The organism is Streptococcus sp. 20925_1_77 (assembly GCF_041432125.1).
GTDB lineage: Bacteria > Bacillota > Bacilli > Lactobacillales > Streptococcaceae > Streptococcus.
The window spans coordinates 1-16,446 of the sequence record NZ_JAPVZB010000025.1; the positions used below are offsets into that span (position 1 = coordinate 1).

General features: G+C 40.4%; 30 protein-coding genes. All 30 read left to right on the forward strand.

Annotation, left to right across the window (positions count from 1 at the left end; genetic code table 11):
* Positions 1 to 304: 304 nt before the first annotated feature.
* Entirely contained in the window at positions 305 to 613 is a 309-nt protein-coding gene (gene rpsJ, locus O3626_RS09905; protein WP_003009585.1) for a 30S ribosomal protein S10, read from the forward strand.
* 81 nt (positions 614 to 694) lie between these two features.
* Entirely contained in the window at positions 695 to 1,321 is a 627-nt protein-coding gene (rplC, locus tag O3626_RS09910) for a 50S ribosomal protein L3 (RefSeq protein WP_003010846.1), read from the forward strand.
* A gap of 24 nt (positions 1,322 to 1,345) precedes the next feature.
* On the forward strand, positions 1,346 to 1,969 hold the full coding sequence (rplD, locus tag O3626_RS09915; protein ID WP_003009591.1) for a 50S ribosomal protein L4: 624 nt from the start codon (positions 1,346 to 1,348) through the stop codon (positions 1,967 to 1,969).
* Positions 1,969 to 2,265, forward strand: coding sequence for a 50S ribosomal protein L23 (locus O3626_RS09920; protein WP_003009593.1), 297 nt, complete (start codon positions 1,969 to 1,971; stop codon positions 2,263 to 2,265). Before rplD ends, O3626_RS09920 begins: the two co-directional genes overlap by 1 nt.
* Before the next feature lie 17 nt (positions 2,266 to 2,282).
* Positions 2,283 to 3,116 carry a 50S ribosomal protein L2 gene (gene rplB / locus O3626_RS09925; protein WP_000512900.1) on the forward strand — a complete coding sequence of 278 codons (834 nt, stop codon included), beginning with the start codon at positions 2,283 to 2,285 and terminating at the stop codon, positions 3,114 to 3,116.
* Positions 3,117 to 3,212: 96 nt separating this feature from the next.
* The gene (gene rpsS, locus O3626_RS09930) at positions 3,213 to 3,494 is read left to right on the forward strand and encodes a 30S ribosomal protein S19 (RefSeq protein ID WP_000533766.1); all 282 of its coding nucleotides are present in this window, start codon (positions 3,213 to 3,215) and stop codon (positions 3,492 to 3,494) included.
* A gap of 11 nt (positions 3,495 to 3,505) precedes the next feature.
* Entirely contained in the window at positions 3,506 to 3,850 is a 345-nt protein-coding gene (rplV, locus tag O3626_RS09935; protein ID WP_000818139.1) for a 50S ribosomal protein L22, read from the forward strand.
* Between the two features lie 12 nt (positions 3,851 to 3,862).
* The gene (gene rpsC, locus O3626_RS09940) at positions 3,863 to 4,516 is read left to right on the forward strand and encodes a 30S ribosomal protein S3 (RefSeq protein ID WP_003002336.1); all 654 of its coding nucleotides are present in this window, start codon (positions 3,863 to 3,865) and stop codon (positions 4,514 to 4,516) included.
* A gap of 3 nt (positions 4,517 to 4,519) precedes the next feature.
* On the forward strand, positions 4,520 to 4,933 hold the full coding sequence (rplP, locus tag O3626_RS09945; protein WP_000960947.1) for a 50S ribosomal protein L16: 414 nt from the start codon (positions 4,520 to 4,522) through the stop codon (positions 4,931 to 4,933).
* A gap of 9 nt (positions 4,934 to 4,942) precedes the next feature.
* Positions 4,943 to 5,149 (forward strand): 50S ribosomal protein L29, encoded by a 207-nt coding sequence (gene rpmC / locus O3626_RS09950; protein ID WP_003002350.1) that lies wholly within the window; start codon positions 4,943 to 4,945, stop codon positions 5,147 to 5,149.
* A gap of 23 nt (positions 5,150 to 5,172) precedes the next feature.
* Positions 5,173 to 5,433: a 30S ribosomal protein S17 gene (rpsQ, locus tag O3626_RS09955; protein WP_000440801.1), complete on the forward strand. Its 261-nt coding sequence runs from the start codon at positions 5,173 to 5,175 to the stop codon at positions 5,431 to 5,433.
* Between the two features lie 25 nt (positions 5,434 to 5,458).
* Positions 5,459 to 5,827 (forward strand): 50S ribosomal protein L14, encoded by a 369-nt coding sequence (gene rplN / locus O3626_RS09960; RefSeq protein ID WP_003002384.1) that lies wholly within the window; start codon positions 5,459 to 5,461, stop codon positions 5,825 to 5,827.
* Positions 5,828 to 5,901: 74 nt separating this feature from the next.
* Positions 5,902 to 6,207: a 50S ribosomal protein L24 gene (gene rplX, locus O3626_RS09965; protein WP_003002315.1), complete on the forward strand. Its 306-nt coding sequence runs from the start codon at positions 5,902 to 5,904 to the stop codon at positions 6,205 to 6,207.
* Between the two features lie 23 nt (positions 6,208 to 6,230).
* Positions 6,231 to 6,773: a 50S ribosomal protein L5 gene (gene rplE, locus O3626_RS09970; RefSeq protein WP_003009606.1), complete on the forward strand. Its 543-nt coding sequence runs from the start codon at positions 6,231 to 6,233 to the stop codon at positions 6,771 to 6,773.
* Between the two features lie 17 nt (positions 6,774 to 6,790).
* On the forward strand, positions 6,791 to 6,976 hold the full coding sequence (locus O3626_RS09975) for a type Z 30S ribosomal protein S14 (RefSeq protein ID WP_001085699.1): 186 nt from the start codon (positions 6,791 to 6,793) through the stop codon (positions 6,974 to 6,976).
* Between the two features lie 283 nt (positions 6,977 to 7,259).
* Positions 7,260 to 7,658 carry a 30S ribosomal protein S8 gene (rpsH, locus tag O3626_RS09980; RefSeq protein ID WP_003010897.1) on the forward strand — a complete coding sequence of 133 codons (399 nt, stop codon included), beginning with the start codon at positions 7,260 to 7,262 and terminating at the stop codon, positions 7,656 to 7,658.
* Between the two features lie 194 nt (positions 7,659 to 7,852).
* Positions 7,853 to 8,389, forward strand: a complete 537-nt coding sequence (gene rplF, locus O3626_RS09985) for a 50S ribosomal protein L6 (RefSeq protein WP_049492183.1) — start codon at positions 7,853 to 7,855, stop codon at positions 8,387 to 8,389.
* An 83-nt stretch (positions 8,390 to 8,472) separates the two neighbouring features.
* On the forward strand, positions 8,473 to 8,829 hold the full coding sequence (gene rplR, locus O3626_RS09990) for a 50S ribosomal protein L18 (protein ID WP_003010871.1): 357 nt from the start codon (positions 8,473 to 8,475) through the stop codon (positions 8,827 to 8,829).
* A 17-nt stretch (positions 8,830 to 8,846) separates the two neighbouring features.
* Positions 8,847 to 9,341 carry a 30S ribosomal protein S5 gene (gene rpsE, locus O3626_RS09995; RefSeq protein ID WP_003009617.1) on the forward strand — a complete coding sequence of 165 codons (495 nt, stop codon included), beginning with the start codon at positions 8,847 to 8,849 and terminating at the stop codon, positions 9,339 to 9,341.
* 14 nt (positions 9,342 to 9,355) lie between these two features.
* Entirely contained in the window at positions 9,356 to 9,538 is a 183-nt protein-coding gene (rpmD, locus tag O3626_RS10000; RefSeq protein WP_002894509.1) for a 50S ribosomal protein L30, read from the forward strand.
* 145 nt (positions 9,539 to 9,683) lie between these two features.
* Entirely contained in the window at positions 9,684 to 10,124 is a 441-nt protein-coding gene (gene rplO, locus O3626_RS10005) for a 50S ribosomal protein L15 (RefSeq protein WP_155199143.1), read from the forward strand.
* Positions 10,125 to 10,136: 12 nt separating this feature from the next.
* A complete protein-coding gene (secY, locus tag O3626_RS10010; RefSeq protein WP_023920186.1) occupies positions 10,137 to 11,447 on the forward strand; it encodes a preprotein translocase subunit SecY in 1,311 nt (436 codons plus the stop codon).
* Positions 11,448 to 11,543: 96 nt separating this feature from the next.
* A complete protein-coding gene (locus tag O3626_RS10015; RefSeq protein ID WP_045760164.1) occupies positions 11,544 to 12,182 on the forward strand; it encodes an adenylate kinase in 639 nt (212 codons plus the stop codon).
* Positions 12,183 to 12,298: 116 nt separating this feature from the next.
* Positions 12,299 to 12,517, forward strand: a complete 219-nt coding sequence (gene infA, locus O3626_RS10020) for a translation initiation factor IF-1 (protein WP_001029883.1) — start codon at positions 12,299 to 12,301, stop codon at positions 12,515 to 12,517.
* A 23-nt stretch (positions 12,518 to 12,540) separates the two neighbouring features.
* Positions 12,541 to 12,657, forward strand: coding sequence for a 50S ribosomal protein L36 (gene rpmJ, locus O3626_RS10025; RefSeq protein ID WP_001808836.1), 117 nt, complete (start codon positions 12,541 to 12,543; stop codon positions 12,655 to 12,657).
* A 17-nt stretch (positions 12,658 to 12,674) separates the two neighbouring features.
* Positions 12,675 to 13,040 carry a 30S ribosomal protein S13 gene (gene rpsM, locus O3626_RS10030; protein ID WP_003009631.1) on the forward strand — a complete coding sequence of 122 codons (366 nt, stop codon included), beginning with the start codon at positions 12,675 to 12,677 and terminating at the stop codon, positions 13,038 to 13,040.
* Between the two features lie 23 nt (positions 13,041 to 13,063).
* Entirely contained in the window at positions 13,064 to 13,447 is a 384-nt protein-coding gene (gene rpsK, locus O3626_RS10035) for a 30S ribosomal protein S11 (protein ID WP_003002390.1), read from the forward strand.
* Between the two features lie 45 nt (positions 13,448 to 13,492).
* Positions 13,493 to 14,431, forward strand: coding sequence for a DNA-directed RNA polymerase subunit alpha (locus O3626_RS10040; RefSeq protein WP_003009635.1), 939 nt, complete (start codon positions 13,493 to 13,495; stop codon positions 14,429 to 14,431).
* 11 nt (positions 14,432 to 14,442) lie between these two features.
* Positions 14,443 to 14,829: a 50S ribosomal protein L17 gene (rplQ, locus tag O3626_RS10045; protein WP_003002399.1), complete on the forward strand. Its 387-nt coding sequence runs from the start codon at positions 14,443 to 14,445 to the stop codon at positions 14,827 to 14,829.
* A gap of 254 nt (positions 14,830 to 15,083) precedes the next feature.
* Positions 15,084 to 16,355: a glutamate-cysteine ligase family protein gene (locus tag O3626_RS10050; protein ID WP_049506860.1), complete on the forward strand. Its 1,272-nt coding sequence runs from the start codon at positions 15,084 to 15,086 to the stop codon at positions 16,353 to 16,355.
* Positions 16,356 to 16,446 lie beyond the last annotated feature (91 nt).

Below are 16,446 nucleotides of genomic sequence, written 5' to 3' on the forward strand. Positions count from 1 at the left end.
CAGCGTATCTCTTTACGTTAAAAAGTTCTACTTAGCTAAAAAAGTAGAACTTTTTTCTATATAAGAGCAACTTTTTTAGCACTCTAAATTTTTCGAAAACACTTTCATTAAAAAAACGAAAAAAATCTTCTCAAATCCCTTGCATTGGGCCTTTGTTTGTGTTAAACTACTATGGTGCTGTGAAAAACAGCTATTAGCTTTGATGCAAGAGGTTGCGACACGCTCGGTTGCATTGCCACGCAACGCGCGTCGGTTTTCTTGTGGAGCTAGCCTATTATCTTAAATAGACGAAAAGGAGAAAAAGATGGCAAACAAAAAAATCCGCATCCGTTTGAAAGCGTACGAACACCGTACACTCGACACAGCGGCTGCAAAAATCGTAGAATCAGCTACTCGTACAGGTGCACAAGTTGCGGGTCCAATCCCACTTCCAACTGAGCGTAGCCTCTACACAATCATTCGTGCGACTCACAAATACAAAGATTCTCGCGAACAATTCGAAATGCGTACACACAAACGTTTGATCGACATCATCAACCCAACTCAAAAAACAGTTGACGCTTTGATGAAATTGGATCTTCCAAGTGGTGTAAACGTAGAAATCAAACTTTAATCTAAAGCTTGATCTAGAGCATAAAAAACGCTCGTTAAAAACTTTTTGAATAAAAAACTATAGAAAAGGAACTATTTTCTCATGACAAAAGGAATCTTAGGGAAAAAAGTGGGAATGACTCAAATCTTCACTGAAGCTGGCGAATTGATCCCTGTAACAGTTATCGAAGCAACTCCAAACGTTGTTCTTCAAGTTAAAACTGTTGAAACAGATGGTTACAACGCTATCCAAGTTGGTTTCGATGACAAACGCGAAGTATTGAGCAACAAACCTGCTAAAGGACATGTAGCAAAAGCTAACACGGCTCCTAAGCGCTTCATTCGTGAATTCAAAAACGTTGAAGGCTTGGAAGTTGGTGCTGAAATCACAGTTGACACTTTCGAAGCTGGAGACATTGTTGATGTAACTGGTACTTCTAAAGGTAAAGGTTTCCAAGGTGTTATCAAACGCCACGGACAATCACGTGGACCTATGGCTCACGGTTCTCGTTACCACCGTCGTCCAGGTTCTATGGGACCTGTTGCACCTAACCGCGTATTCAAAGGTAAAAACCTTGCAGGACGCATGGGTGGCGATCGTGTAACAATTCAAAACCTTGAAGTTGTACAAGTTGTTCCAGAAAAGAACGTTATCCTTATCAAAGGTAACGTACCAGGTGCTAAGAAATCTCTTATCACTATCAAGTCAGCAGTTAAAGCTGGTAAATAATAAGGAAAGGGGAATACAGTCAAAATGGCAAATGTAACATTATTCGACCAAACTGGTAAACAAGCGGGCGAAGTTGTTCTTAACGATGCGATCTTTGGTATCGAACCAAACCAAGCAGTTGTATTTGATGTGATCATCAGCCAACGTGCTAGCCTTCGTCAAGGAACTCACGCAGTTAAAAACCGTTCAGCCGTTTCAGGTGGCGGACGCAAACCATGGCGTCAAAAAGGAACTGGACGTGCTCGTCAAGGTTCTATCCGCTCTCCACAATGGCGTGGTGGTGGAATCGTCTTCGGACCAACTCCACGTAGCTATGCGTACAAACTTCCTCAAAAAGTTCGTCGCCTTGCACTTAAATCTGTTTACTCAGAAAAAGTTGCTGAAAACAAATTTGTAGCCGTTGATTCTCTTGAATTTACAGCTCCAAAAACTGCTGAATTTGCAAAAGTTCTTGCAGCTTTGAGCATCGATTCTAAAGTCCTTGTTATTCTTGAAGAAGGAAATGAATTCGCAGCTCTTTCAGCTCGTAACCTTCCAAACGTGAAAGTTGCGACTGCTACAACTGCAAGTGTTCTTGACATCGCAAATAGTGACAAACTTCTTGTTACTCAAGCAGCTATCTCTAAAATCGAGGAGGTTCTTGCATAATGAATTTGTATGATGTTATCAAAAAACCTGTTATCACTGAAAAGTCAATGGCTCAACTTGAAGCAGGCAAATATGTATTCGAAGTTGACACTCGCGCTCACAAACTTTTGATCAAACAAGCTGTTGAAGCTGCGTTTGAAGGTGTAAAAGTTGCGAATGTGAACACTGTAAACGTAAAACCTAAAGCAAAACGCGTTGGACGTTACACTGGTTTTACTTCAAAAACTAAAAAAGCTATCATCACGCTTGCAGCTGATTCTAAAGCAATCGAGTTGTTTGCTACTGAAGCTGAATAATCTAAGGAGGAAATATCGTGGGAATTCGTGTTTATAAACCAACAACAAACGGTCGCCGTAATATGACTTCTTTGGATTTCGCTGAAATCACAACAAACACACCTGAGAAAACTTTGCTTGTTTCTCTTAAAAACAAAGCAGGTCGTAACAACAACGGTCGTATCACTGTTCGTCACCAAGGTGGTGGACACAAACGTCATTACCGTTTGATCGATTTCAAACGTAACAAAGATGGAGTTGAAGCAGTCGTTAAAACGATCGAATACGATCCAAACCGCTCAGCTAACATCGCGCTTGTACACTACACTGACGGTGTGAAAGCTTACATCATCGCCCCTAAAGGCCTTGAAGTAGGTCAACGCATTGTATCAGGACCAGAAGCAGATATCAAAGTCGGAAATGCTCTTCCGCTTGCTAACATCCCAGTTGGTACTTTGATCCACAACATCGAATTGAAACCTGGTAAAGGTGGAGAATTGGTACGTGCTGCTGGAGCTTCTGCTCAAGTATTGGGTTCTGAAGGTAAATATGTACTTGTTCGTCTTCAATCAGGCGAAGTTCGTATGATTCTTGGAACTTGCCGTGCTACAGTTGGTGTTGTCGGAAACGAACAACATGGACTTGTTAACCTTGGTAAAGCGGGACGTAACCGCTGGAAAGGTGTTCGCCCAACAGTTCGTGGTTCTGTAATGAACCCGAATGATCACCCACACGGTGGTGGTGAAGGTAAAGCACCAGTTGGACGTAAAGCGCCATCTACTCCTTGGGGTAAACCTGCGCTTGGTCTTAAAACTCGTAACAAGAAAGCGAAATCTGACAAACTTATCGTTCGTCGTCGCAACCAAAAATAATCATAAGCAACTAGCTTACACTTTCCGCCAGCTCGGTAGCGCTGCTTAGCAGCGCAAGCCGCTGTGGTACTAAATTTTAAAGGAGAAAATTACAAAATGGGACGTAGTCTTAAAAAAGGACCTTTCGTCGATGAGCATTTGATGAAAAAAGTTGAAGCTCAAGCAAACGACGAAAAGAAAAAAGTAATTAAAACTTGGTCACGTCGTTCAACGATCTTCCCAAGTTTCATCGGATACACTATCGCAGTTTATGATGGACGTAAACATGTACCTGTTTACATCCAAGAAGACATGGTAGGTCACAAGCTTGGTGAATTTGCACCAACTCGTACTTACAAAGGTCACGCGGCAGACGACAAGAAGACACGTAGAAAATAAGGAGAACATAAATGGCAGAAATTACTTCAGCTAAAGCAATGGCTCGTACAGTGCGTGTTTCACCTCGTAAATCACGTCTTGTTCTTGACAACATCCGTGGTAAAAGCGTAGCCGATGCCATCGCTATTTTGACATTCACACCAAACAAAGCTGCAGGGATCATCCTTAAAGTGTTGAACTCAGCAGTAGCAAACGCTGAAAACAACTTTGGTTTGGAAAAAGCTAACTTGGTAGTATCTGAAGCATTCGCAAACGAAGGACCAACTATGAAACGTTTCCGTCCACGTGCGAAAGGTTCAGCTTCACCAATCAACAAACGTACAGCTCACATCACAGTAGCTGTTGCAGAAAAATAAGGAGGTAAACTCGTGGGTCAAAAAGTACATCCAATTGGTATGCGTGTTGGTATCATCCGTGATTGGGATGCCAAATGGTATGCTGAAAAAGAATACGCGGATTACCTTCATGAAGATCTTGCAATCCGTAAATTCATTCAAAAAGAATTGGCTGACGCAGCCGTTTCAACTATTGAAATCGAACGCGCAGTAAACAAAGTTAACGTTTCTCTTCACACTGCTAAACCAGGTATGGTTATCGGTAAAGGTGGAGCAAACGTTGATGCACTTCGTGCAGCTCTTAACAAATTGACTGGTAAACAAGTCCACATCAACATCATTGAGATCAAACGTCCTGACTTGGATGCTCACCTTGTTGGTGAAGGAATTGCTCGTCAATTGGAACAACGTGTTGCTTTCCGTCGTGCACAAAAACAAGCGATCCAACGTGCTATGCGTGCTGGAGCTAAAGGAATCAAAACTCAAGTATCAGGTCGTTTGAACGGTGCAGATATTGCCCGTGCAGAAGGATACTCTGAAGGAACAGTTCCACTTCACACACTTCGCGCTGATATCGATTACGCTTGGGAAGAAGCAGACACTACTTACGGTAAACTTGGTGTTAAAGTATGGATCTACCGTGGTGAAGTTCTTCCAGCTCGTAAAGACGCTAAAGGAGGTAAATAACCAATGTTAGTACCTAAACGTGTAAAACACCGTCGCGAATTCCGTGGTAAAATGCGCGGTGAAGCAAAAGGTGGAAAAGAAGTAGCATTCGGTGAATACGGTCTTCAAGCTACAACAAGCCACTGGATCACAAACCGTCAAATCGAAGCTGCTCGTATCGCCATGACTCGTTACATGAAACGTGGTGGTAAAGTTTGGATTAAGATTTTCCCACACAAATCATACACCGCTAAAGCTATCGGGGTACGTATGGGATCTGGTAAAGGGGCTCCTGAAGGTTGGGTAGCACCAGTTAAACGTGGTAAAGTGATGTTCGAAATTGCTGGTGTATCTGAAGAGATCGCACGCGAAGCGCTTCGTCTTGCTAGCCACAAATTGCCAGTTAAAACTAAATTTGTGAAACGTGAAGCAGAATAAGGAGAGGTCATGAAACTTACAGAAGTAAAAGAATTTGTTAAAGAACTTCGTGGTCTTTCTCAAGAAGAACTCGCGAAGCGTGAAAATGAATTGAAGAAAGAATTGTTTGAACTTCGTTTCCAAGCGGCTGCTGGTCAATTGGAACAAACTGGACGTTTGAAAGAAGTGAAAAAACAAATCGCTCGTATCAAAACTGTTCAATCAGAAGCTAAATAATAGACTAGGGAAGGAGAATTTCAATGGAACGCAATAATCGTAAAGTTCTTGTTGGACGCGTTGTGTCTGACAAAATGGACAAAACAATCACAGTTGTAGTTGAAACTAAACGTAACCACCCAGTCTATGGTAAACGTATCAACTATTCTAAAAAATACAAAGCTCATGATGAAAACAATGTTGCTAAAGAAGGCGATATCGTTCGTATCATGGAAACTCGTCCGCTTTCAGCTACAAAACGCTTCCGTCTTGTAGAAGTCGTTGAAGAAGCGGTCATCATCTAATCATACCTGAAAGGAGAAAACGTAAATGATTCAAACAGAAACTCGTTTGAAAGTCGCTGATAACAGTGGCGCACGCGAAATCTTGACAATCAAAGTTCTTGGTGGTTCAAAACGTAAATTCGCGAGCATCGGTGATGTAATCGTTGCATCAGTAAAACAAGCTACTCCTGGTGGTGCGGTTAAGAAAGGTGACGTTGTAAAAGCTGTTATCGTTCGTACTAAATCAGGTGCTCGTCGTAAAGATGGTTCATACATCAAATTCGACGAAAATGCAGCAGTAATCATCCGTGACGACAAAACTCCTCGCGGAACTCGGATCTTTGGCCCAGTTGCACGTGAATTGCGTGACGGTGGTTTCATGAAGATCGTGTCACTTGCTCCAGAAGTACTTTAATCAATAAAAAAACAAACACAGTCCCCTGGCATAGCCAGGGTGCCCATCGGGCGTAAGAATAAAAGGAGAATAAAATGTTTGTAAAAAAAGGCGACAAAGTTCGCGTTATCGCTGGTAAAGACAAAGGCGTAGAAGCTGTTGTTCTTACTGCTCTTCCAAAAGTAAATAAAGTTGTTGTAGAAGGTGTAAACATCATCAAGAAACACCAACGTCCAAATAACGAAAACCCTCAAGGTGCGATCGTTGAAAAAGAAGCTCCAATCCATGCTTCTAACGTTCAAGTTTTGGACAAAAACGGTGTTGCTGGACGTGTTGGCTACAAATTTGTAGACGGCAAAAAAGTTCGCTACAACAAAAAATCAGGCGAAGTGCTTGACTAATCACGAAGGAAAGGAGAAGTATAATGGCTAATCGTTTAAAAGAAAAATACCTTAATGAAGTAGTACCATCATTGACTGAACAGTTCAACTATTCATCAGTTATGGCTGTGCCAAAAGTTGACAAAATCGTTTTGAACATGGGTGTTGGTGATGCAGTATCAAATGCTAAAAACCTTGAAAAAGCTGCTGAAGAGCTTGCTTTGATCTCAGGTCAAAAACCATTGATCACTAAGGCTAAAAAATCAATCGCCGGCTTCCGTCTTCGTGAAGGTGTTGCGATCGGTGCAAAAGTTACCCTTCGTGGTGAACGTATGTACGAATTCTTGGATAAATTGGTAACAGTTTCACTTCCACGTGTGCGTGACTTCCATGGTGTTCCAACTAAATCATTTGATGGACGCGGAAACTACACACTTGGTGTGAAAGAACAATTGATCTTCCCAGAAATCAACTTTGATGATGTTGATAAAACTCGTGGTTTGGATATCGTAATTGTAACTACAGCGAACACAGACGAAGAATCACGTGCATTGCTTACTGGCCTCGGAATGCCGTTTGCAAAATAATATAGGAGGTAAAACTAATGGCTAAAAAATCTATGATTGCTAAGAACAAACGCCCAGCGAAGTTCTCTACTCAAGCATACACTCGCTGTGAACGTTGTGGACGTCCACACTCAGTTTACCGCAAGTTTAAACTTTGCCGTGTTTGCTTCCGTGAATTGGCATACAAAGGTCAAATCCCAGGTGTCACAAAAGCATCTTGGTAATTTAAGATATCAAGGGCGTTAAAACTCCAAGTGAAAATAGGAAACTTGACGAAGAAACTTTAGTTTCTAGGAAAGTTTATCTTTTTCACACAGAGTTTAGCCCGGGTTCAGTTGGGCTTGCCAATTTGAACACGAGCTACAGCTTTGGCAAAAAAGACCAATTTTCTTTGGAGCATCGCTCCTGCATCAAATTGCCTATTTTTGCTCTCGCTGTTACGCTCTCTGTATCATGTATTAACTAGCAAGTGCAACTTGCAAACTACTAGTAAGAGGAGAAATTATAATGGTTATGACTGACCCAATCGCAGACTTCCTTACACGTATTCGTAACGCTAACCAAGCAAAACACGAAGTACTTGAAGTACCTGCATCAAACATCAAAAAAGGGATTGCTGAAATCCTTAAACGCGAAGGTTTTGTAAAAAACGTTGAATTCATCGAAGATGACAAACAAGGCATCATCCGTGTATTCTTGAAATACGGACAAAACGGTGAAAAAGTTATCACAAACTTGAAACGTGTATCTAAACCAGGTTTGCGTGTTTACAAAAAACGTGAAGATCTTCCAAAAGTTCTTAACGGACTTGGAATTGCTATCCTTTCAACTTCTGAAGGTTTGCTTACTGATAAAGAAGCACGCCAAAAGAACGTTGGTGGGGAAGTTATCGCTTACGTTTGGTAAAATCAAGATACAAAGCTCGTAAAGAACAAAACAAAATTAGGAAGTTGGAGCAGTTTGTTGACAAACAAGCCAACTTATCTATTTTGCACAGTTCTTAGAGCGTGTTCAGTTCAGCTCTTGAACTAAATAAGTATCTTAAACCCCGTGAAAACTGGCCCGCAAAGGCCTGACAATTTAACAGGAGAATAGAAAACATGTCACGTATTGGTAATAAAGTTATCGTGTTGCCTGCTGGTGTTGAACTCACTAACAATGACAACGTTGTAACTGTAAAAGGACCTAAAGGAGAACTTACTCGTACGTTCTCAAAAGATATTGAAATCCGTGTGGAAGGTACTGAAGTAACGCTTCACCGTCCAAACGATTCAAAAGAAATGAAAACAATCCACGGAACAACTCGTGCCCTTTTGAACAACATGGTTACTGGTGTATCAGAAGGATTCAAGAAAGAACTTGAAATGCGCGGGGTTGGATACCGTGCACAACTTCAAGGATCAAAACTTGTTTTGGCTGTTGGTAAATCACACCCAGACGAAGTTGAAGCTCCAGAAGGAATTACTTTTGAACTTCCAAACCCAACAACAATCGTTGTTAGCGGAATTTCAAAAGAAGTAGTTGGTCAAACAGCTGCTTACGTACGTAGCCTTCGTTCACCTGAACCATACAAAGGTAAAGGGATCCGTTATGTTGGTGAATACGTTCGCCGCAAAGAAGGTAAAACAGGTAAATAATGTAGTTTGGTTGTTTTTCAACCAACCCTCATCTTACCAACTCAGTGCTTAGCACATGATTTTAAAATTAAGAGGTGAAAATTGTGATTTCGAAACCAGATAAAAACAAAATCCGTCAAAAACGCCACCGTCGCGTTCGCGGAAAACTCTCTGGAACTGCTGATCGCCCACGTTTGAACGTATTCCGTTCTAATACAGGCATCTACGCTCAAGTAATTGATGACGTAGCGGGTGTAACGCTCGCAAGCGCTTCAACTCTTGACAAAGAAGTTTCAAAAGGAACTAAAACTGAACAAGCCGTTGTTGTCGGCAAACTTGTTGCTGAACGTGCAGTTGCTAAAGGTATTTCTGAAGTGGTGTTCGACCGCGGTGGATATCTATATCACGGACGTGTTAAAGCTTTGGCTGATGCAGCTCGTGAAAACGGATTGAAATTCTAATAGGAGGACACTAGAAAATGGCATTTAAAGATAATGCAGTTGAACTTGAAGAACGCGTAGTTGCCATCAACCGTGTTACAAAAGTTGTTAAAGGTGGACGTCGTCTTCGTTTTGCAGCTCTTGTAGTTGTTGGTGACCGTAATGGCCGTGTTGGATTTGGTACTGGTAAAGCTCAAGAAGTTCCAGAAGCAATCCGTAAGGCTGTTGAAGATGCTAAGAAAAACTTGATCGAAGTTCCTATGGTTGGAACAACAATTCCACACGAAGTAACATCAGTATTTGGTGGAGCTCGTGTATTGTTGAAACCAGCTATCGAAGGGGCTGGGGTTGCCGCAGGTGGTGCAGTTCGTGCCGTTGTCGAATTGGCAGGTATTGCAGATGTTACATCTAAATCACTTGGATCAAACACTCCAATCAACATCGTTCGTGCAACCGTTAACGGTTTGGCACAATTGAAACGCGCTGATGAAGTTGCTGCCCTTCGTGGTATTTCAGTTTCTGACTTGGCTTAAGAAAGGAGATTCAAATGGCTCAAATTAAAATTACTTTGACTAAGTCTCCAATCGGACGCATCCCGTCACAACGTAAAACTGTTGTAGCACTTGGACTTGGCAAATTGAACAGCTCTGTTATCAAAGAAGATAACCCAGCAGTACGTGGTATGATCACTGCTGTATCTCACTTGGTAACGGTTGAAGAAGTAAAATAATCTATTTAAAATAGAAACAAAGTTTTCAGGGGTATGAGAAGTTCTCATCCCCTAAAACTAAATATAAGTATAGGCGAGTTTGTAGTTAGGACACCTTTTCCTGATTACATGCGTTAGCAATTTACAAAAGAGGAGAAAATAAATAATGAAACTTCATGGATTACAACCTGCTACAGGTTCACGTAAAGTCCGCAACCGTGTTGGTCGTGGTACTTCATCTGGTAATGGTAAAACTTCTGGCCGTGGTCAAAAAGGTCAAAAAGCTCGTAGCGGTGGCGGTGTACGTCTTGGTTTTGAAGGTGGACAAACTCCATTGTTCCGTCGTCTTCCAAAACGTGGATTTACAAACATCAACGCTAAAGAATATGCTATTGTGAACCTTGATCAATTGAACGCCTTTGAAGATGGTGCTGAAGTAACTCCAGTAGTACTTGTAGAATCAGGAATTGTAAAAGCTGAAAAATCAGGTATCAAAATTCTTGGTAACGGAGAATTGACTAAGAAGTTGACTGTTAAAGCAGCTAAATTCTCTAAATCAGCTGAAGAAGCTATCACTGCTAAAGGTGGTTCAGTTGAAGTCATCTAAGTGAGGTGACCTATGTTTTTTAAATTATTAAAAGATGCATTTAAGGTAAAACAAGTTCGGTCGAAGATTTTGTTTACGATCTTCATCATTCTTGTTTTCCGCATTGGAACCACGATTACAGTACCTGGTGTAAATGCGAAAATTCTGAACAACCTTCAAGATGTGTCCTTCTTGAACATGCTCAGTTTAGTATCTGGGAATGCTATGAGGAACTTCTCAGTTTTCGCATTAGGGGTTAGCCCATACATCACAGCTTCGATCGTCGTGCAACTTTTGCAAATGGATCTGTTACCTAAGTTTGTTGAATGGGGCAAACAAGGAGAAGTTGGTCGAAGAAAGCTCAACCAAGCAACACGCTATATTTCTTTGGTTCTAGCTTTCGTTCAATCCATTGGGATTACAGCGACCTTCCACACCTTGTCTCAGGCGAAATTAGTTGCAACTCCTAATACCAAGACCTATCTGTTAATCGGTGCAATTCTGACGACCGGTTCCATGATTGTGACTTGGCTTGGAGAACAAATCACAGATAAAGGATACGGAAATGGTGTTTCAATGATTATCTTTGCGGGAATTGTGTCATCAATTCCTGAGATGATTAAAGAAATCTATGAAAATGCATTTGTGAACGTACGTTCTGGCCAAATGACTAATTCCCTTATTTTTGTTGGGGTATTAATCCTTGCTGTCTTGGTTATTGTTTACTTTACAACCTTTGTAGAGCAAGCACAATACAAGATTCCAATCCAATATACTAAGATTGCTCAAGGAGCTCCATCAAGTTCTTACCTTCCTTTAAAAGTGAACCCAGCAGGAGTTATTCCTGTCATCTTCGCTAGTTCGATTACAGCAGCACCAGCTGCCATTTTCCAAGTAATTAGCGCTATGGGTTACAATGCAGGATGGGTGAAAACAGCCCAAGCCATGTTGGCTACAAACACACCAACTGGTGTCGCTATGTATGCCTTGTTGATCATTCTCTTCACGTTCTTCTACACGTTTGTTCAGATCAATCCTGAAAAAACAGCAGAAAACCTTCAAAAGAGTGGTGCCTATATCCCAGGTGTTCGCCCTGGTAAGGGAACAGAAGAGTTTATGTCTCGTTTGCTACGTCGTTTAGCAAGCGTCGGATCAGTATTCCTTGGCTTTATTACTATCATTCCAATCTTAGCTCGAGATTTATTTGGTTTGACAGATGCAGTTGCTCTTGGAGGAACGAGTTTGTTAATCATTATTTCAACAGGTATTGAAGGAATGAAACAATTAGAAGGCTACTTATTAAAACGTAAGTATGTCGGATTTATGGACACAACAACAGAATAGAATAAGGTTGACTTTGTCAGCCTTCTATTTTGTTTTTAAATGGAAATAGGAATTCGCTCCTGCTTCCATTTAAAAACAAAATAAGGAGTATTCATCATGAATCTTTTAATTATGGGGTTGCCTGGAGCAGGTAAAGGAACTCAAGCAGCTAAAATCGTTGAAGAGTTTCACGTGGCGCACATCTCAACTGGAGATATGTTCCGCGCAGCAATGGCTAACCAAACTGAAATGGGTGTATTGGCGAAATCATTCATCGACAAAGGTGAATTGGTGCCAGATGATGTGACAAACGGGATTGTAAAAGAACGTTTGGCTCAAGACGACATTAAGGAAAAAGGTTTCCTTTTGGATGGTTTTCCTCGCACGATCGAACAAGCTCATGCCTTGGATCAAATCTTGGTTGATCTTGGTTTGGAGCTTGAGGGAGTAATCAATATCGAAGTGGATCCATCTTGCCTTCTTGAACGCTTGAGTGGTCGTATTATTCACCGCAAAACAGGCGAAACTTACCATAAAGTATTCAACCCACCAGCTGACTACAAGGAAGAAGACTATTACCAACGTGAAGATGACAAACCAGAAACAGTAAAACGTCGCTTGGATGTGAATATTGCTCAAGGTGAGCCGATTCTTGCTCATTATCGTGGAAAAGGATTGGTACATGATATTGAAGGAAATCAAGACATCAACGACGTCTTCAAAGATATCCAAAAAGTCTTAGAGAATTTGAAATAAAAACGTTTTAGTCACTTGCAATATTTGACAACAAGTGTTACAATTAGTTAGTCTGACTTATAATTGTTACCTCTGTGCTCAGAGGAATGAATCGAAATTTATGGAGGTACTTTTGCGTGGCAAAAGACGATGTGATTGAAGTAGAAGGCAAAGTAGTCGATACAATGCCGAATGCTATGTTTACGGTTGAACTTGAAAATGGACATCAGATTTTAGCAACAGTTTCTGGTAAAATTCGTAAAAACTATATTCGTATTTTAGCGGGAGATCGTGTTACAGTGGAGATGAGTCCGTACGATTTGACACGTGGACGTATCACATACCGCTTTAAATAATCGAAAAACTTGGAGGGATAAAAATGAAAGTAAGACCATCGGTCAAACCAATTTGCGAATACTGTAAAGTAATTCGTCGTAATGGTCGTGTTATGGTAATTTGCCCAGCAAATCCAAAACACAAACAACGTCAAGGATAAGATAGAAAGGAGAAAACATGGCTCGTATTGCTGGAGTTGACATTCCAAATGACAAACGTGTAGTAATTTCATTGACTTATGTGTACGGTATCGGACTTCCAACATCTAAGAAAATCCTTGCTGCTGCAGGTGTTTCTGAAGATATTCGTGTTCGCGATCTTACACCAGATCAAGAAGATGCTATCCGTCGTGAAGTTGACGCAATCAAAGTTGAAGGTGACCTTCGTCGTGAAGTAAACTTGAACATCAAACGCTTGATGGAAATCGGTTCATACCGTGGTATCCGTCACCGTCGTGGACTTCCAGTTCGTGGACAAAACACTAAAAACAATGCTCGCACTCGTAAAGGTAAAGCTGTTGCGATTGCAGGTAAGAAAAAATAAAATAAAATAAGGAGGTAAAAATCTTGGCTAAACCAACACGTAAACGTCGTGTGAAAAAGAATATCGAATCTGGTATTGCTCATATTCACGCTACATTTAACAACACAATTGTTATGATTACTGATGTGCATGGTAACGCAATCGCTTGGTCATCTGCAGGTGCACTTGGATTTAAAGGTTCTCGTAAATCTACACCATTTGCTGCTCAAATGGCATCAGAAGCTGCTGCAAAAGCTGCTCAAGAACACGGACTTAAATCTGTTGAAGTAACTGTTAAAGGTCCTGGTTCAGGTCGTGAGTCTGCTATTCGTGCACTTGCTGCTGCTGGTCTTGAAGTAACTGCAATCCGCGATGTAACTCCTGTACCACACAATGGTGCTCGTCCTCCAAAACGTCGCCGTGTATAATCATCAACAATTACACAGCTTTTCGTTTAAGAGGGAGTATAGCAAATGATTGAGTTTGAAAAACCAAATATAACAAAAATTGATGAAAATAAAGATTATGGCGTGTTTGTCGTAGAACCACTTGAACGTGGCTATGGTACAACACTTGGAAACTCACTTCGTCGTGTACTTCTAGCTTCACTTCCAGGTGCGGCTGTTACTTCAATCAACATTGAAGGTGTACTCCACGAATTTGATACAGTTCCAGGAGTCCGTGAAGACGTTATGCAAATTATTCTTAACGTTAAAGGAATCGCCGTTAAATCTTACGTCCAAGACGAAAAGATTATTGAACTTGATGTAGAAGGACCAGCAGAAGTTACTGCCGGTGACATTCTTACGGATAGTGACATCGAAATTGTAAACCCTGATCATTATCTATTTACAATCGGAGAAGGAGCATCTTTGAAAGCAACGCTTACTGTAAACAGTGGACGTGGCTATGTTCCAGCTGATCAAAACAAAAAAGATGATGCACCAGTGGGAACACTCGCTGTAGATTCAATCTATACGCCAGTGACAAAAGTCAATTACCAAGTTGAACCAGCACGCGTTGGTAGCAATGACGGTTTTGACAAGCTAACCCTTGAAATTTTGACAAATGGGACTATTATTCCAGAAGATGCCTTAGGTTTGTCTGCTCGTATTTTGACAGAACACCTAAATCTATTTACAAACTTAACTGAAATTGCTATTGCAACAGATGTTATGAAAGAAGTAGATACAACTTCTGATGATCGCATTTTAGAACGTACGATCGAAGAATTAGATCTTTCAGTTCGTTCATATAACTGTTTGAAACGTGCTGGCATCAATACTGTTTACGATTTGACTGAAAAATCAGAAGCGGAAATGATGAAAGTTCGTAACTTAGGACGTAAGAGTCTTGAAGAAGTTAAAATCAAACTTGCCGACTTAGGCCTTGGGTTAAAAAACGATAAATAGAGGAGGAATACATGGCTTACCGTAAACTAGGACGCACTAGCTCACAACGTAAAGCAATGCTTCGCGATTTGACTACAGATCTTATCATCAATGAAGCAATTGTAACAACTGAAGCACGTGCGAAAGAAATCCGTAAATCAGTTGAAAAAATGATTACTTTGGGTAAACGTGGTGATTTGCATGCACGTCGTCAAGCTGCTGCATTCGTACGTAACGAAGTTGCATCACAAAACTTTGATGAAGAAACAGGTAAATACTCAGAAACAACTGCACTTCAAAAATTGTTCTCTGAATTAGCACCTCGTTATGCTGAGCGCAATGGTGGATATACTCGTATCCTTAAAACTGAACCACGTCGTGGTGATGCTGCGCCAATGGCTATCATCGAATTGGTATAATATCATCAATTTTGTTGAGTGTTATGATGATGGAATACACTGTTATTCTTAGTCTAGCTCTGGTCTACCGCTGGGGATTTTCCCCAGCGGGAACACTCATCATATTGAATGAATGGTAGACGCTTGTTTACGAAATTGCTTTAACTTAAAACAATTTCGTAAGCAGGCGTTTTGTCTTGCTTTTCATGAGTAGTCTCGAATAGCAAAAAATGATATAATGGAACCCATATCTCCAATAGAAGAAAAAGGATTCAATGACAAAACAACAAGCAATTAAATTACTAAAAGAGAAGTACCTCAGTAATATGAAAGAGGATTCAGAACTCTTTGTCGGGGTTGAATTAGAATTTCCGATTGTAGAAATACATGGAAATAAAACCAATATAGAGGTGACGAAAAATCTTTTTCGAACCTTAGCGAACTTATTAGATTTTGAAGTCGAAAAAATGGATGACGATCAAAATCCAATTCAATTGGTTCACCGCTCTTCCAAAGATCGTATTCTATTCGAGCTAAGTTACAATACGATTGAATTTGCATTTGAAAAGGCTCATTCTATAGATGAGGTGGCAGAACGCTTTGAAGCCTATTTAAAGATCATTCAACCGATTTTGCAAGAAGACCACCACGAAATTCAAGGGCATGGGATCCATCCACAGTGGCAAGAAAATGATAATAGCCCAGTAAAAATTGAACGATACAAGATGTTAATGGCTTTCCTAGCAATGAATGGCACAGGGATGAAAACACACCCCTATCCTTCATACGGAGCTTTTATATGCGGGAACCAACTTCAATTGGATGTACGACGTGATAACTATATACGAGTCATTAATGCATTTAATAAAATTGAAGCAGCCAAAGCATACTTATTCTCAAACTCAGAATTTTCAGCAGAGGCTTGGGATACAAAGATTACGAGAGATATTTTTTGGGAAGAATCCTTACATGGTTATTATAAGGAGAATGTAGGTATTTATCCTAAGGACTACCAAAGCGAAGAAGAGTTTTTTAATAATCTTGCTAGCACAGCTATTTTTACTGCAACTAGAGAAGATCAATCTTATTATTTTAAACCCATTCGAGTAAAAGACTATCTAGATCAAAAAGAAATCATAGCCTATACAGCTGATGGTAATGAAAAAATCATTAGTCCTGTAAAAGAAGACTTAAAACAGCATCGAAGTTACCAATTTCAGGATTTAACTGCCCGTGGGACAGTAGAATTTAGAAGTGTTTGTACTCAACCATTAGAAACAACCTTTGCCCCGATAGCCTTTGAACTTGGCCTATTTCTACAGTTAGAAAACTTGGAAAACTATTTAGAACATTGTTCATTTCTCAAAAATGAAAAACAGGACTATAGAAAACTTAGAAAGAAATATTCAAAGAAAATTCTAAGCGAAAAGGAAGAAGAAACTATCCAATCCTTTTCAAAAGATCTGATAGACATGGCCAGAGCAGGTTTGATCAAAAGAGGCTACGGGGAAGAAACATTTCTAATTATCAACAAAGAACTGAATTGATAGAAAAGCCTGTATTACAGGCTTTTCCTCATACCTTCAAGAAAACTTTCAAAAAAATAAAATTTTTTGAGAAAAAGTGTTGACAGTAAGG

Excerpts from the sequence above, each read along its gene's own strand:
- rplQ (WP_003002399.1), top strand. The coding sequence starts at position 14,443 with ATGGCTTACCGTAAACTAGGACGCACTAGCTCACAACGTAAAGCAATG.
- rpmD (WP_002894509.1), top strand. The coding sequence starts at position 9,356 with ATGGCTCAAATTAAAATTACTTTGACTAAGTCTCCAATCGGACGCATC.
- rplP (WP_000960947.1), top strand. The coding sequence starts at position 4,520 with ATGTTAGTACCTAAACGTGTAAAACACCGTCGCGAATTCCGTGGTAAA.
- rplF (WP_049492183.1), top strand. The coding sequence starts at position 7,853 with ATGTCACGTATTGGTAATAAAGTTATCGTGTTGCCTGCTGGTGTTGAA.
- rpsH (WP_003010897.1), top strand. The coding sequence starts at position 7,260 with ATGGTTATGACTGACCCAATCGCAGACTTCCTTACACGTATTCGTAAC.
- rplD (WP_003009591.1), top strand. The coding sequence starts at position 1,346 with ATGGCAAATGTAACATTATTCGACCAAACTGGTAAACAAGCGGGCGAA.
- O3626_RS10040 (WP_003009635.1), top strand. The coding sequence starts at position 13,493 with ATGATTGAGTTTGAAAAACCAAATATAACAAAAATTGATGAAAATAAA.
- rplC (WP_003010846.1), top strand. The coding sequence starts at position 695 with ATGACAAAAGGAATCTTAGGGAAAAAAGTGGGAATGACTCAAATCTTC.
- rpsS (WP_000533766.1), top strand. The coding sequence starts at position 3,213 with ATGGGACGTAGTCTTAAAAAAGGACCTTTCGTCGATGAGCATTTGATG.
- rplV (WP_000818139.1), top strand. The coding sequence starts at position 3,506 with ATGGCAGAAATTACTTCAGCTAAAGCAATGGCTCGTACAGTGCGTGTT.
- O3626_RS10015 (WP_045760164.1), top strand. The coding sequence starts at position 11,544 with ATGAATCTTTTAATTATGGGGTTGCCTGGAGCAGGTAAAGGAACTCAA.
- rpsJ (WP_003009585.1), top strand. The coding sequence starts at position 305 with ATGGCAAACAAAAAAATCCGCATCCGTTTGAAAGCGTACGAACACCGT.
- secY (WP_023920186.1), top strand. The coding sequence starts at position 10,137 with ATGTTTTTTAAATTATTAAAAGATGCATTTAAGGTAAAACAAGTTCGG.
- rpsM (WP_003009631.1), top strand. The coding sequence starts at position 12,675 with ATGGCTCGTATTGCTGGAGTTGACATTCCAAATGACAAACGTGTAGTA.
- rpmC (WP_003002350.1), top strand. The coding sequence starts at position 4,943 with ATGAAACTTACAGAAGTAAAAGAATTTGTTAAAGAACTTCGTGGTCTT.
- O3626_RS09975 (WP_001085699.1), top strand. The coding sequence starts at position 6,791 with ATGGCTAAAAAATCTATGATTGCTAAGAACAAACGCCCAGCGAAGTTC.
- rplE (WP_003009606.1), top strand. The coding sequence starts at position 6,231 with ATGGCTAATCGTTTAAAAGAAAAATACCTTAATGAAGTAGTACCATCA.
- rplX (WP_003002315.1), top strand. The coding sequence starts at position 5,902 with ATGTTTGTAAAAAAAGGCGACAAAGTTCGCGTTATCGCTGGTAAAGAC.
- rpmJ (WP_001808836.1), top strand. The coding sequence starts at position 12,541 with ATGAAAGTAAGACCATCGGTCAAACCAATTTGCGAATACTGTAAAGTA.
- O3626_RS10050 (WP_049506860.1), top strand. The coding sequence starts at position 15,084 with ATGACAAAACAACAAGCAATTAAATTACTAAAAGAGAAGTACCTCAGT.
- rplN (WP_003002384.1), top strand. The coding sequence starts at position 5,459 with ATGATTCAAACAGAAACTCGTTTGAAAGTCGCTGATAACAGTGGCGCA.
- rpsE (WP_003009617.1), top strand. The coding sequence starts at position 8,847 with ATGGCATTTAAAGATAATGCAGTTGAACTTGAAGAACGCGTAGTTGCC.
- O3626_RS09920 (WP_003009593.1), top strand. The coding sequence starts at position 1,969 with ATGAATTTGTATGATGTTATCAAAAAACCTGTTATCACTGAAAAGTCA.
- rpsQ (WP_000440801.1), top strand. The coding sequence starts at position 5,173 with ATGGAACGCAATAATCGTAAAGTTCTTGTTGGACGCGTTGTGTCTGAC.
- rplO (WP_155199143.1), top strand. The coding sequence starts at position 9,684 with ATGAAACTTCATGGATTACAACCTGCTACAGGTTCACGTAAAGTCCGC.